Consider the following 12,882-nt stretch of genomic DNA (forward strand, 5'->3'; position numbering starts at 1 on the left):
TCCGCCCACGAGAGGACGTGACATGAGCACCAACATCGAGGAGCTCAACCCAGGCCTGAAGGACCTGGGGAAGTACGAGTACGGCTGGGCAGACAGCGACGACGCCGGTGCTTCGGCGAAGCGCGGGCTCTCCGAGGAGGTCGTCCGCGACATCTCCGACAAGAAGCACGAGCCCGACTGGATGCTGGAGCAGCGGCTCAAGGCGCTGCGCCTGTTCGGCAAGAAGCCGATGCCGCACTGGGGTGCGGACCTGTCGGAGATCGACTTCGACAACATCAAGTACTTCGTGAAGTCCACCGAGAAGCAGGCCGCCAGCTGGGAGGATCTGCCCGAGGACATCCGCAACACCTACGACCGGCTCGGCATCCCCGAGGCCGAGAAGCAGCGTCTCGTCGCCGGCGTCGCCGCGCAGTACGAGTCCGAGGTCGTCTACCACCAGATCCGCGAGGACCTGGAGGAGAAGGGCGTCCTCTTCCTCGACACCGACACCGCGCTGCGCGAGCACGGCGACCTGTTCCGCGAGTACTTCGGCTCGGTCATCCCGGCCGGTGACAACAAGTTCTCCGCGCTCAACACCGCGGTCTGGTCCGGCGGGTCGTTCATCTACGTCCCCAAGGGTGTCCACGTCGACATCCCGCTGCAGGCCTACTTCCGGATCAACACCGAGAACATGGGCCAGTTCGAGCGCACGCTGATCATCGCCGACGAGGGATCCTCGGTCCACTACGTCGAGGGCTGCACCGCGCCGATCTACAAGACCGACAGCCTGCACAGCGCGGTCGTCGAGATCGTGGTGAAGAAGAACGCCAAGGTGCGCTACACCACGATCCAGAACTGGTCCAACAACGTCTACAACCTGGTCACCAAGCGCGCGACCTGCGCCGAGGGCGCGACCATGGAGTGGATCGACGGCAACATCGGCTCCAAGGTGACGATGAAGTACCCCGCCGTCTTCCTGCTCGGCGAGCACGCCAAGGGCGAGACCCTCTCCGTCGCCTTCGCCGGCGAGGGCCAGCACCAGGACGCGGGCTCCAAGATGGTGCACGCCGCGCCGCACACCTCCTCGACCATCGTGTCGAAGTCGGTGGCCCGCGGTGGCGGACGCTCGTCCTACCGCGGCCTGGTCCAGATCAACGAGGGCTCGCACCACAGCAAGTCCTCCGTCGTCTGCGACGCGCTCCTCGTCGACCAGATCTCCCGGTCCGACACCTACCCCTACGTCGACGTCCGCGAGGACGACGTCCAGATGGGCCACGAGGCGACCGTCTCCAAGGTGTCCGAGGACCAGATGTTCTACCTCATGTCCCGAGGCATGTCCGAGACCGAGGCCATGGCCATGATCGTGCGCGGCTTCGTCGAGCCGATCGCGCGCGAGCTGCCCATGGAGTACGCCCTCGAGCTCAACCGCCTCATCGAGCTGCAGATGGAAGGAGCCGTCGGCTGATGTCTCTTCTTGTCGACGACAAGACTCATCAGGACCCCCAGGGCCAGATCGGCGGGGACCACCGCATACCGGACCAGTCCCGTGCCGCGCGCACCCGGTCCTTCGACGTGGACGCCTTCGGCATCCCCACCGGGCGCGAGGAGGAGTGGCGCTTCACCCCGGTCGACCGGCTGGGCGGTGTCTTCAGCGACGCCGCCACCGACGACCGTGACGGCGACCCCGCCGCGGACTTCGCGGTCCGGGCGCCGGAGGGCGTGAGCACCTCCACCCTGGCCCCGGGCCAGGCCCCGCGCGGCACCGTGCTGGTCCCCGAGGACCGCGGCGCGGCCGTGGCCTCCGCCAACACCGCCGAGGCGCTGCACGTCAAGATCGCCGCAGAGGCCGAGCTGAGCGAGCCCGCCCGGGTAGACATCGCCGGGAAGGGCGCCGGGCGCCGCAGCAACGCGCACGTCGTCCTCGAGGCCGGCGCGCACAGCAAGGCGCTGGTCATCCTCGACCACACCGGCGCGGCGGACCACACCGGCAACCTCGAGGTCCTCGTCGGCGACGGCGCGAACCTCACGGTGGTCTCGCTGCAGCGCTGGGACGACGAGGCGCTGCACCTCGCCCAGCACGAGGCGCTCGTGGGCCGCGACGCGACCTACAAGCACATCGCGGTCTCCATCGGCGGCGGCATCGTGCGGATGAACTCCAACGTCCGGTATGCCGGGCCCGGCGGCGACGCGACGCTGCTCGGCGTCTACTTCTCCGACGCCGGCCAGCACCTCGAGCACCGCTCCTTCGTCGACCACAACGCGCCCCGGTGCACCTCGCAGGTGACCTACAAGGGCGCGCTGCAGGGCGAGACGGCGCGGACCGTCTGGGTGGGCGACGTGCTCATCCGGGCCGAGGCCGAGGGCATCGACACCTACGAGCTCAACCGCAACCTCGTGCTCACCGACGGTGCGCGCGCGGACTCGGTCCCCAACCTGGAGATCGAGACCGGCGACATCGAGGGTGCGGGGCACGCCAGCTCCACCGGCCGGTTCGACGACGAGCAGCTGTTCTACCTCATGTCCCGCGGCATCACCGAGGACCAGGCCCGTCGTCTCGTCGTGCGTGGCTTCTTCGCGGACATCATCGCCAAGATCGGTGTCCCGGAGGTCGTGGACACCCTCATGGAGGCGATCGAGGAGGAGCTCTCCCTGACCATGGGCGCCCAGCCCGCGCGGGACGACGCATGATGACCACCGTCCGCGTGTGCTCCGTCGACCAGCTGCCGGCCTCGGCCGGTGCGGTCGTCGCGGACATCGAGGGCCGTCGGGTCGCCATAGCGCGCGACAGCGAGGGAGCCCTCCATGCTTTCGACGACACCTGCAGCCACGCCAACGTCAGCCTCGCCGAGGGCGAGGTCGAGGGCCGCCTCATCGAGTGCTGGCTGCACGGCTCGCAGTTCGACATGACCACGGGCGAGCCGGTCCAGCTGCCGGCGACCGTCCCGATCGCCGTGCACCAGCTCGAGGTCGACGACGAGGGCGGCGTCCACGTCACCCTCGCCGGCAGCTGACCGGCACACCCCCTTCCCCCATCCTTTCGACAAGGAGAACGATGACCACCCTGGAGATCAAGAACCTGCAGGTCAGCGTCGAGACCGAGGACTCCGCCAAGGAGATCCTGCGCGGTGTCGACCTGACCATCAACTCCGGCGAGACGCACGCCATCATGGGCCCCAACGGCTCGGGCAAGTCGACGCTGGCCTACGCCATCGCCGGTCACCCGAAGTACACCGTCACCGGCGGCGAGGTGCTGCTCGACGGCGAGGACGTCCTGGCCATGGGTGTCGACGAGCGTGCGCAGGCGGGCCTCTTCCTCGCCATGCAGTACCCGGTCGAGGTGCCCGGCGTGACCGTGTCCAACTTCCTGCGGACCGCCAAGACCTCCATCGACGGCGAGGCCCCCAAGCTGCGCCACTGGGTCAAGGACGTCAAGGGCGCCATGGAGGCGCTGCGCATGGACCCCTCCTTCGCCGAGCGCAACGTCAACGAGGGCTTCTCCGGCGGTGAGAAGAAGCGCCACGAGATCCTGCAGATGGAGCTCATCGAGCCCAAGATCGCCATCCTCGACGAGACCGACTCCGGTCTGGACGTCGACGCGCTCAAGGTCGTCTCGGAGGGCGTCAACCGGGTCAAGGACAAGACCGGTCTCGGCGTCATGCTCATCACGCACTACACCCGGATCCTGCGCTACATCCAGCCGGACTACGTGCACGTCTTCGTCAACGGCCGGGTCGCCGAGTCCGGCGGCCGCGACCTCGCCGACCGGCTCGAGGAGGAGGGCTACGACCGCTTCCTCACCGCCGCCGGCGCCTGAGGGAGCGAGGAACGACGGGTATGACGTCAGGACGGCCGACCGCCGCACCCCCGAGCGAGGTGGAGATCGCCCGCATCAGGGCGGACTTCCCCCTGCTCGGACGCACGGTGCGCGGCGGCCGTCCGCTCGTCTACCTCGACAGCGGGGCCACCTCTCAGAAGCCGAGCGTGGTGCTGGACGCCGAGCGCGACTTCTACGAGTCGCACAACGCGGCGGTGCACCGGGGCGCCCACCAGCTCGCCGAGGAGGCGACCGACGCCTTCGAGGCGGCGCGCGAGACCGTGGCGCGGTTCCTCGGCGCGGACCCCGGTGAGGTCGTCTTCACCAAGAACGGCACCGAGGGTCTCAACCTGCTCGCCTACGCCTTCTCCAACGCCGCCGCCCCCGGCGCGCTGGACGGCGCGGACGCGGAGTGGGCGCAACGGCTGCGCCTGGGTCCCGGCGACGAGGTCGTCGTGACCGAGATGGAGCACCACGCCAACCTCGTGCCCTGGCAGGAGGTCTGCCGCCGCACCGGCGCCACGCTGCGCTGGATCGGGGTCACCGACGACGGCGAGCTCGACGTCGAGGCTCTCGAGGTCATCACCGAGCGGACCAAGGTCGTGGCCCTGACGCACGTCTCGAACGTGCTCGGCACCCTCAACGACCTCGGTCCCGACTCGCCGGTCGTCGCCGCGGCCCGGGCCGTGGGTGCCCTCGTCGTCGTCGACGCCTGCCAGTCGGCGCCGCACCTGGACATCACCGACCTCACCGCCGAGGGGTCCGGCATCGACGCCCTGGTCTTCACCGGCCACAAGACGCTTGGCCCGAGCGGCGTGGGCGTGCTCTGGGCGCGGCGCGGCCTGCTCGAGGCCATGCCACCCTTCCTCACCGGCGGCTCGATGATCGAGGTCGTCCGGATGGAGGGCTCCACGTATGCGGCGCCACCGGCGAGGTTCGAGGCCGGGGTCCCCATGGCCGCCCAGGCGGTCGGTCTCGCCGCCGGCCTGGACTACCTCACCGAGACGGGCCTGGACCGGGTCCACGCCCACGACCAGCAGCTCATGGGGCATACCCTCGACGTGCTCGCGGACCGGCCCTGGGTGCGCGTGCTCGGCCCCGAGCGCACCTCCCGCAGGGTCGGCGCGGTCGCCTTCGTCGTCGACGGCGTGCACCCGCACGACGTGGGGCAGGTGCTCGACGACTCGGGCGTCGCCGTGCGGACCGGCCACCACTGCGCGTGGCCCCTGCACCGACGCCTGCGGGTGCCCGCCTCGACCCGCGCGAGCTTCGGCATCTACACCACCCTGGAGGAGGTCGACGCCTTCGCCGAGGCGCTCGACCGGGTGCCGGAGATCTTCGGGATGACCGGGTGAAGGAGACGACGCGCTGATGGACCTGTACGGCGAGCTCATCCTCGACCACGCCAAGCGCCCGCAGCACGCCGGGCTGCGCGAGCCCTTCGACGTCGAGGTCAACCATGTCAACCCGACCTGCGGCGACGAGATCAGCCTGCGGGTGCACCTCGAGACGGTGACCGGGGGAGCGGACGACGGGCGGCTGCTGCTGCGCGACGTGTCCTACGACGCACTCGGCTGCTCCATCTCGGTGGCCTCCGCCTCGGTGCTCGCCGAGGAGTCGCTGGGGCGCCCGGTCGAGGAGACGCTCACGACCTACCGCCACCTGCACACCATGCTCACGAGCAAGGGGCAGGACCAGGGCGACCCCGAGCAGATCGGGGACGCCGTGGCCTTCGCCGGGGTCGCGAAGTACCCCGCCAGGGTGAAGTGCGCGCTGCTGCCCTGGACCGCCTATCTCGACGCCCTCGCCCGGGCCGGCGCGGACATCTCCGCGGCCAGCGACCGCGGCGACGGCGCCGCCACCTGACCGCACCGACTACCCTGGAGGGATCATGACGACCACCACCCCGCCCAACGTCGCCGATGTCGAAGAGGCCCTGCGCGACGTCGTGGACCCCGAGCTCGGCATCAACGTCGTCGACCTCGGCCTCGTCTACGGCGTGACCGTCGACGCCGCCAGCCACGCGGTCATCGACATGACGCTCACCTCGGCGGCCTGCCCGCTCACCGACGTCATCGAGGACCAGGTCGCGCAGAGCCTGGAGGGTCTGGTGGCCAGCCACCGGATCAACTGGGTCTGGATGCCGCCGTGGGGCCCGGACAAGATCACCGAGGACGGCCGCGAGCAGCTGCGCGCCCTCGGCTTCAACGTCTGACCCCGCACCAGCCATGAGCCCGGCCCACCTGGTCGAGGTCGCCCCCGAGCGCCTCGACGGGTGGGTCGCGCGGTTCACCGCCTCGCACGGGGAGGTCACCACGTCGGTCGCACGCAGCGACCGAGCGGGTGCCTCCCCGTCGTCGTCCCTCCACCTGTCCGCCGCTGACGGTTCCTGGGCGCACCTCACCGGCTGGCGCGAGGCCGACCTAGGGGTGGGGCTTTCGGCCCTCACCGCCCCGCCGCCGCTGCTCGTGATGCTCGTGCGTCGAGGTGGGTATGCCGTCGCCCTGGTCTCCGCGGACGGCGACCTCGTCGCGCACAAGGTCGGGACACGGCACGTGCAGTCGCGCACCGCGGCCGGCGGCTGGAGCCAGCAGCGCTACGCCCGTCGCCGTGGTCACCAGGCCGACGCCCTCGTCGAGGCCGTCGTCGGCCACGCCGCCCGCCTACTCGCCCCGCCCGCCCCGTCTCCCCCCGATTCCTCCGACCGGCCGCACGGTTTGCGTCGACCGGCCGCACGGTTCGCGTCGACCGACCGCACGGTCTGCGCCGCCGATCTCGGAGGTGTGGTGCTGGGTGGCGACCGGTCGCTCGCGGCCGAGGTGATGTCCGGCCTGCTCGACGGCCCGGCCCTCCCGGGGGACGTCCGGTCCGCCCTGTCCGGGTTGCCGCGCCGCGAGCTCTGGGACCTGCCCGACCCGCGCCGCGCAGTGCTCGACGACGCCGTCCGGCGGGGCCGTGCGGTGCAGGTCGAGGTCCACAACGCCTGACACGCACCGGACGTCCGGTCTGGCGAACCAGACCGGACGTCCGGCGGGAGCCGGAGCCGTCAGGCGCCGGAGGGGTCAGGCGGGGGAGGGGGCCGCCTCGCGCTCGTCCTCGCGCTCCTCCTGCGACCAGGGCAGGCCACGACGGTCGCCGTTGTAGGCCTCCTCGTCGAGGATGCCCTCACGCTTGGCCACGATCGTCGTCACGAGCGCCTGGCCGGTGACGTTGGTGGCGGTGCGGCCCATGTCGAGGATCGGGTCGACGGCCAGCAGCAGACCCACGCCCTCCAGCGGCAGCCCGAGGGTGGACAGGGTCAGCGTGAGCATGACGGTCGCCCCGGTCACGCCGGCGGTGGCCGCCGAGCCGAGCACCGACACCATGGCGATGAGCAGGTAGTCGGTGACCCCCAGCTGCATACCGAAGAACTCGGCGACGAAGATCGCGGCGATCGCGGGGTAGACCGCGGCGCAGCCGTCCATCTTCGTCGTGGCGCCCAGCGGCACCGCGAAGGAGGAGTATGCCCGGGGCACGCCGAGGTTGCGCTCGGTCACCGCCTGGGTGACGGGCAGCGTGCCGATCGAGGAGCGGGACACGAAGCCGAGCTGCATGGCCGGCCACGCGCCGGTGAAGAACTGCTTGACCGACAGCCCGTGCAGGCGCAGCAGGACCGGGTAGAGCACGCCCACGACGAGCAGCAGACCCAGGTAGATCGCGACGGTGAACCGGCCCAGGGACCCGATGGTCTCCCAGCCGTAGGACACGATCGCGTTGCCCAGCAGCCCGACGGTGGCGACCGGCGCAAGCAGGATGACCCACCACAGCACCTTCTGGACCACGGCCAGAGCCGAGCGGGTGAAAGAGAGGAACGGGTCCGCGTCCTTGCCCACCTTGACCACGGCGATGCCGACGGCGATCGCGAGGACGAGGATCTGCAGGACGTTGAAGTTGAGGCTCACGCCGTCGTCCCCCTCACGGGCGTAGATGCCGAGGGAGTTGGCGGGGATGAGGCCGGTGAGGAAGTCCAGCCAGCCACCGGTGCTGGAGGGCGCCGCGGCATCGGCCTGGGTGACCCCGGCACCGCGGGCCGGGTCGACCAGCCAGCCGACGACCATACCGATCGAGACCGAGACGAGCGCGGTGATGGCGAACCACAGCAGCGTCTGCCAGGCCAGGCGCGCGGCGTTGGTGACCTCGCGCAGGTTGGCGATCGAGGAGACGATCGCGAGGAAGACCAGCGGCGGCACGATGGTCCGCAGCAGGGTGACGAAGGAGGAGCCGACGATCGACAGCGTCTCGGACAGCCAGGTGGGGTTGTCGGCGCTGGCGCCGGTCGAGCGGGCGACGAGGCCGAGGACGACTCCGAGCACCAGGCCGATGATGACCTGGGTGCCGAAGGAGACCCGGCGAAGTCTGGACAGCACGAGGGGAACCTTCCGTTGCAGGGATGGGACGACCGTCGCGACCGTGCGGCGGAGGCGGGGCCGACCCGAGGTATACCCTCGCGCCGGCGACCCTTTTCCCAACAGGAGGTTATGTCCGCGCTATTCCGGCGCCGCGGCTGTGACCTCGCTCACCCCTGGTAGTCGTCCACGCTCGCGACGTTGAGCGTGTCGCACTGGTTGGGATCGGCGGACTCGTAGCCCCGCATGAACCAGCCCATCCGCTGCTCGGAGCTGCCGTGGCTCCAGGTGTGCGGCGTGACCTGGCCCTGCATCTGCTCCTGGATCGAGTCGTCGCCCACCGCCGAGGCGGCCGACAGCGCGGACTCGATGTCCTCCCGGCTCAGCTCCTCGAGCAGCAGCTGGCCCTGCTCGTCCTGGGTCCGCGAGGCGTTGCCGGCCCACGCGCCGGCGAAGCAGTCCGCCTGCAGCTCGACCCGGACGGCGCCCGACTCCGGACCCCGGGGGTCCTGCTGGGAGTACTGCAGCGCTCCGGTGTAGTTCTGGATGTGGTGGCCGTACTCGTGCGCGAGGACATACATCTGGCTGAAGTTGCCGCCGTCCGCCCCGAGCTGGCCCTGGAGCTGGTTGAAGAAGGTCGTGTCGAGGTAGATCCGGCGGTCCAGCGGGCAGTAGAACGGCCCGACGTCGCTGGTGGCGTTGCCGCACTGGGTCTGCACCGAGCCGGAGAAGAGGATGGCGCTCGTGGGCTCGGCATCCGGGAGCACCGCGGTCCAGTAGTCCTCCAACGAGACCATCGTCGCCTGCATCCGGCAGTCGACGGACCTGTTGGCGTCCGCGCCGGTCTGGCAGTCGGCGAGGTCGACGTTCTCCGCCTGGGGGGCCTGCTCCTGCCCGCCGCCGAGGACCTGGCCCGGGTCGCCGCCGAAGAGCATCACGACGAGAGCCAGGACGAGCGCCCCGAGGCCACCCCCGACCGCGAGGCCGCCCCGGCCACCACCGCCCCCGCCGCGGCTGGCGCGCCCGCTACCGATGTTGGCGTTCTCCCTGAAGGTCATCGGCGCTGCCTCTCGGTCCACGTGCGTGCAGGTCGGGCGACCGGCACCTAGCGCGTAGACTAGTCACGCGGCCCTGATGGTGCAGCAGATCCCGTCGGGCGAGCCGCGCCCCATCCCCGCAGCACGCGTGCCGTGCTGCCCGTCAGCCCGTGAAGGAGTGCCCCCGTGATCAGCGCCGCCGGTGTCGAGGTCCGCGTGGGCTCCCGGCTCCTCATGGAGGACGTGACCTTCCGGGTCGGCCCCGGGGACCGGGTGGGTCTGGTCGGCCGCAACGGCGCCGGCAAGACGACCCTGACCCGGATGCTCTCCGGCGAGGGGCAGCCGGCCGCGGGCACCATCACGAGCACCGGGGAGATCGGCTACCTGCCGCAGGACCCGCGCACCGGTGACCTCGAGGTGCTGGGCCGGGACCGGATCCTGTCGGCGCGCGGCCTCGACGAGGTCATCCGCGGGCTCCGCGCCACCGAGGAGACGATGGCCACCGCCGAGGGCGAGGCGCGGGACCGGGCGATGGCGCGGTATACCCGGCTCGAGGCCGAGTTCACCTCCCGCGGGGGGTATGCCGCGGAGTCGGAGGCCGCGTCCATCGCCAGCAGCCTGGGGCTGCCGGACCGGGTGCTGGGCCAGCCGCTGCACACCCTCTCCGGCGGTCAGCGGCGCCGGATCGAGCTGGCGCGCATCCTCTTCTCCGGCGCGGACACGCTGCTGCTCGACGAGCCCACCAACCACCTCGACGCGGACTCGGTCGTCTGGCTGCGCGAGCACCTCAAGGCGCACACCGGCGGCCTCATGGTCATCTCGCACGACGTCGATCTCATCGAGACCGTCGTCAACAAGGTGTTCTACCTCGACGCCAACCGTCAGGTCATGGACGTCTACAACATGGGCTGGAAGGCCTACCTCGCGCAGCGCGAGGCCGACGAGCGCCGTCGCCACCGGGAGCGCGCCAACACCGAGAAGAAGGCGACGGCCCTGCTCGCGCAGGCGGACAAGATGCGGGCCAAGGCGACCAAGGCGGTGGCGGCGCAGAACATGGCCCGGCGCGCCGAGCGGATGATGGCGGGGCTCGAGGGGGAGCGGCAGAGCGACCGGGTGGCCAAGCTGCGCTTCCCGACCCCGGCCCCCTGCGGCCGCACCCCGCTCACCGCGCAGAGCCTGTCCCGCTCCTACGGCAGCCTGGAGATCTTCACCGACGTCGACCTCGCCGTGGACCGCGGCTCCAAGGTCGTCGTGCTCGGGCTCAACGGCGCGGGCAAGACCACGCTGCTCCGGCTCCTCGCCGGGATCGACGACCCGGACACCGGCGCGGTCGAGCCCGGCCACGGGCTCAAGCTCGGCTACTACGCCCAGGAGCACGAGACGCTCGACGTGCGGCGCACGGTGCTGGAGAACATGAAGTCCGCGGCCCCCGACCTGGACGAGACCGAGACCCGCAAGGTCCTCGGCTCCTTCCTCTTCTCCGGCGACGACGTGGACAAGCCCGCCGGGGTGCTCTCCGGCGGAGAGAAGACCCGGCTCGCGCTGGCCATCCTCGTCGTCTCGGCCGCCAACGTGCTGCTGCTGGACGAGCCCACCAACAACCTCGACCCCGCCTCGCGGGAAGAGGTGCTGGCCGCGCTGCGTTCCTACGAGGGCGCCGTGGTCCTCGTCAGCCACGACGAGGGGGCGGTGCAGGCGCTCGAGCCGGAGCGCGTCCTGCTGCTCCCGGACGGGGTCGAGGACCTCTGGGGGCGCGACTACGAAGAACTCATCGCCCTGGCCTGAGGGCGGGGCAGGAGAGCAAGGATGACCGTCGGTCTGCGCGGAGGCACCTTCCGGAGCTTCGCCAAGGACCAGTCCGTCAAGAACCACAAGATCGGCCGGGAGACGGCACACCGGGTCGCGGGCTACGGCCGCCCCTTCCTGGGACGGATCGTGGTCTACCTGCTGCTCACGGTCCTCGCCGGTGGCCTGGTCACCGCTGTCCCCCTGCTCCTGGGACGCATCATCGACCAGGGCGTCGACGTGGGGGACCGCGGCGTCGTCGTCCGGCTGTCGCTGCTGGTCGCCGGGCTGGCGGTGCTCGAGGCGGTCGTCACGGTCGTCATCCGCTGGTTCGGCTCCCGCATCGGCGAGGGGCTCATCTACAACCTGCGCCGCGAGGTCTTCAGCCACGTGCTCCGGCAGCCGATCGCCTTTTTCACCCGAGCCCAGACCGGCGCGCTGGTCTCCCGGCTCAACAACGACGTCATCGGGGCGCAGACGGCCTTCACCTCGATCCTGTCCGGCTTCGTCTCCAGCCTGGTCCAGCTCGTGCTCATCCTCGTGGCGCTCTTCTCCATGAGCTGGCAGATCACCCTGCTCGCGCTGCTGCTGGTCCCCATCTTCATCCTCCCGGCGCGCTTCATGGGTGCCCGCCTGTCCGCGCTCACCCGGCAGCAGATGACGCTCAACGCCGACATGCAGGCGCGGATGACCGAGCGCTTCAACGTCGGTGGCGCGCTGCTGGTGCGCCTCTTCGGGCGCCCCCGGACCGAGGACGAGGAGTATGCCGAGCGCGCCGCCGGGGTCCGCGACGCCGGGGTCTCGATCTCGGTCAACCGGGTCTTCTTCACCGCCGCCCTTGGGCTCGTCGCCGCGCTGGCGACGGCCCTCGTCTACGGTCTCGGCGGCCTCATGGTCATCGGGGGCACGCTGACGACCGGCACGCTCGTCGCCATGTCCACGCTGCTCACCCGGATGTATGCCCCACTCACCTCGCTCTCGAACGTGCGGGTGGACATCATGACCGCCCTGGTGAGCTTCGAGCGGATCTTCGAGGTGCTGGACCTGCGTCCCCTGGTCCGCGAGGCCGACGACCCCGACCGGATCCCCGCCGGCCCGGTGGGCCTCGAGCTGTCCGGTGTCGCCTTCTCCTACCCGGAGGCGGACGAGGTCTCGATCGCCTCGCTGGAGCAGCGGCCCGAGGCCGAGCGGACCGACGGCCACTCCGTGCTGCGCGGGGTCGACGTCGACATCCCACCGGGGTCCATGGTGGCGCTCGTCGGTCCCTCCGGCGCCGGCAAGACGACCCTCACCACCCTGGTGACCCGTCTCTACGACCCCAGCGCGGGCACGGTGCGCATCGGCGGCAAGGACCTGCGCGACGTCTCCTTCGACTCGCTGCGCGACACCGTCGGCGTGGTCACGCAGGAGGCGCACATGTTCAACGACACGGTGCGCGCCAACCTGCTCTACGCCCGCCCGGAGGCCACCGAGACCCAGATCTGGCACGCCCTGGAGGGCGCCCGCATCGCCGAGCTCGTGCGCCGGCTGCCGGACGGCCTGGGCACCGTGGTGGGCGACCGCGGGCACCGGCTCTCCGGCGGGGAGAAGCAGCGCCTGGCCATCGCCCGGCTGCTGCTGAAGTCCCCCTCCGTCGTCGTCCTCGACGAGGCCACCGCCCACCTCGACAGCGAGTCCGAGGCGGCCGTCCAGCGGGCGCTGGACGAGGCGCTGCAGGGCCGGACCTCGGTCGTCGTGGCGCACCGACTCTCCACGGTCCGCGACGCCGACCTCATCCTCGTGCTGGAGGAGGGCCGGGTGGTCCAGCGCGGCACGCACGAGCAGCTGCTCGCCGACGGCGGTCTGTATGCCGCCCTCCACCGCACGCAGTTCCGCCGCTGAG

12 protein-coding genes are annotated in these 12,882 nt (G+C 71.0%); 10 read left to right on the plus strand and 2 right to left on the minus strand.

The window, feature by feature from the left end; genetic code table 11:
- The first annotated feature begins 22 nt into the window (after nt 1-22).
- The 8 genes from sufB to SGUI_RS01400 are packed head-to-tail and all read left to right on the plus strand — an operon-like array spanning nt 23 to nt 6,780.
- The gene (gene sufB, locus SGUI_RS01365) at nt 23-1,444 is read left to right on the plus strand and encodes a Fe-S cluster assembly protein SufB (RefSeq protein ID WP_066635306.1); all 1,422 of its coding nucleotides are present in this window, start codon (nt 23-25) and stop codon (nt 1,442-1,444) included.
- A complete protein-coding gene (gene sufD / locus SGUI_RS01370) occupies nt 1,444-2,667 on the plus strand; it encodes a Fe-S cluster assembly protein SufD (protein ID WP_066635309.1) in 1,224 nt (407 codons plus the stop codon). Before sufB ends, sufD begins: the two co-directional genes overlap by 1 nt.
- Nucleotides 2,664-2,990, plus strand: a complete 327-nt coding sequence (locus tag SGUI_RS01375; protein WP_083190413.1) for a Rieske (2Fe-2S) protein — start codon at nt 2,664-2,666, stop codon at nt 2,988-2,990. Before sufD ends, SGUI_RS01375 begins: the two co-directional genes overlap by 4 nt.
- Before the next feature lie 41 nt (nt 2,991-3,031).
- The gene (gene sufC / locus SGUI_RS01380) at nt 3,032-3,793 is read left to right on the plus strand and encodes a Fe-S cluster assembly ATPase SufC (protein ID WP_066635316.1); all 762 of its coding nucleotides are present in this window, start codon (nt 3,032-3,034) and stop codon (nt 3,791-3,793) included.
- A 20-nt stretch (nt 3,794-3,813) separates the two neighbouring features.
- A complete protein-coding gene (locus tag SGUI_RS01385; protein WP_066635318.1) occupies nt 3,814-5,148 on the plus strand; it encodes a SufS family cysteine desulfurase in 1,335 nt (444 codons plus the stop codon).
- A 16-nt stretch (nt 5,149-5,164) separates the two neighbouring features.
- Nucleotides 5,165-5,659 carry a Fe-S cluster assembly sulfur transfer protein SufU gene (gene sufU / locus SGUI_RS01390; protein WP_066635320.1) on the plus strand — a complete coding sequence of 165 codons (495 nt, stop codon included), beginning with the start codon at nt 5,165-5,167 and terminating at the stop codon, nt 5,657-5,659.
- A 25-nt stretch (nt 5,660-5,684) separates the two neighbouring features.
- Nucleotides 5,685-6,008, plus strand: coding sequence for a metal-sulfur cluster assembly factor (locus SGUI_RS01395; RefSeq protein WP_022924030.1), 324 nt, complete (start codon nt 5,685-5,687; stop codon nt 6,006-6,008).
- A 13-nt stretch (nt 6,009-6,021) separates the two neighbouring features.
- Complete coding sequence (locus SGUI_RS01400; protein ID WP_066635324.1) at nt 6,022-6,780, plus strand: acVLRF1 family peptidyl-tRNA hydrolase; 759 nt, start codon at nt 6,022-6,024, stop codon at nt 6,778-6,780.
- A 75-nt stretch (nt 6,781-6,855) separates the two neighbouring features.
- Here the strand turns inward: SGUI_RS01400 and SGUI_RS01405 are convergent, their stop codons facing one another.
- Complete coding sequence (locus SGUI_RS01405) at nt 6,856-8,199, minus strand: dicarboxylate/amino acid:cation symporter (RefSeq protein WP_066635327.1); 1,344 nt, start codon at nt 8,197-8,199, stop codon at nt 6,856-6,858.
- A 149-nt stretch (nt 8,200-8,348) separates the two neighbouring features.
- A complete protein-coding gene (ypfJ, locus tag SGUI_RS01410; protein ID WP_066635330.1) occupies nt 8,349-9,236 on the minus strand; it encodes a KPN_02809 family neutral zinc metallopeptidase in 888 nt (295 codons plus the stop codon).
- Between the two features lie 165 nt (nt 9,237-9,401).
- Here ypfJ and SGUI_RS01415 point away from each other — a divergent pair, with 165 nt between their 5' ends.
- Both SGUI_RS01415 and SGUI_RS01420 read left to right on the plus strand, forming a co-directional pair.
- Nucleotides 9,402-11,000 (plus strand): ABC-F family ATP-binding cassette domain-containing protein, encoded by a 1,599-nt coding sequence (locus SGUI_RS01415; protein WP_066635333.1) that lies wholly within the window; start codon nt 9,402-9,404, stop codon nt 10,998-11,000.
- Between the two features lie 21 nt (nt 11,001-11,021).
- Nucleotides 11,022-12,881, plus strand: a complete 1,860-nt coding sequence (locus SGUI_RS01420) for an ABC transporter ATP-binding protein (protein ID WP_066635336.1) — start codon at nt 11,022-11,024, stop codon at nt 12,879-12,881.
- The last annotated feature ends 1 nt before the right edge of the window (nt 12,882 follow it).

The sequence above is a fragment of the Serinicoccus hydrothermalis genome (assembly GCF_001685415.1).
GTDB classification, from domain to species: domain Bacteria; phylum Actinomycetota; class Actinomycetes; order Actinomycetales; family Dermatophilaceae; genus Ornithinicoccus; species Ornithinicoccus hydrothermalis.

Bases quoted from the DNA above. Each gene is read 5' to 3' on its own strand.
- SGUI_RS01395 (WP_022924030.1), top strand. From the start codon at position 5,685: ATGACGACCACCACCCCGCCCAACGTCGCCGATGTCGAAGAGGCCCTG.
- SGUI_RS01375 (WP_083190413.1), top strand. From the start codon at position 2,664: ATGATGACCACCGTCCGCGTGTGCTCCGTCGACCAGCTGCCGGCCTCG.
- SGUI_RS01400 (WP_066635324.1), top strand. From the start codon at position 6,022: ATGAGCCCGGCCCACCTGGTCGAGGTCGCCCCCGAGCGCCTCGACGGG.
- sufU (WP_066635320.1), top strand. From the start codon at position 5,165: ATGGACCTGTACGGCGAGCTCATCCTCGACCACGCCAAGCGCCCGCAG.
- SGUI_RS01420 (WP_066635336.1), top strand. From the start codon at position 11,022: ATGACCGTCGGTCTGCGCGGAGGCACCTTCCGGAGCTTCGCCAAGGAC.
- SGUI_RS01385 (WP_066635318.1), top strand. From the start codon at position 3,814: ATGACGTCAGGACGGCCGACCGCCGCACCCCCGAGCGAGGTGGAGATC.
- ypfJ (WP_066635330.1), bottom strand. From the start codon at position 9,236: ATGACCTTCAGGGAGAACGCCAACATCGGTAGCGGGCGCGCCAGCCGC.
- sufD (WP_066635309.1), top strand. From the start codon at position 1,444: ATGTCTCTTCTTGTCGACGACAAGACTCATCAGGACCCCCAGGGCCAG.
- sufC (WP_066635316.1), top strand. From the start codon at position 3,032: ATGACCACCCTGGAGATCAAGAACCTGCAGGTCAGCGTCGAGACCGAG.
- sufB (WP_066635306.1), top strand. From the start codon at position 23: ATGAGCACCAACATCGAGGAGCTCAACCCAGGCCTGAAGGACCTGGGG.